A 284-nucleotide genomic window follows, 5' to 3' on the forward strand; every position below is an offset into this window, starting at 1 on the left:
GCTTGAACGGGATCTTCACGGTCGACGCGGGTCGTTTTGAAAATCTCATTCCATAGCTTTTGCACGGCTGTCTCTTCATCTGCCTCAGGGAATACTTTTTTCGCCCAGGCCGGCGAAGGCGCTGCGACGACAGTCCAGCTGACTTTATCCGATTGAATCATTTGCCTGTATGTATGCATCGCTTTTCCGGCGGCTTTCTGCTGTGCGGAGATTTTTTTGGAATCGATGCCTTTCAAAAGATCAGGACTTGAAGAGACAATGGAAATAAAAGCAGCGCCTTCTTT

The 284-nt window shown here is 48.6% G+C and carries 1 protein-coding gene; it reads right to left on the reverse strand.

Annotated features, from left to right (window positions below):
• The coding region (locus tag CH339_RS25570) for an aminopeptidase (protein ID WP_146610298.1) at nt 1–284 on the reverse strand (284 nt) is incomplete at both ends.

Source organism: Rhodobium orientis (assembly GCF_003258835.1).
Lineage (GTDB): Bacteria > Pseudomonadota > Alphaproteobacteria > Rhizobiales > Rhodobiaceae > Rhodobium > Rhodobium orientis.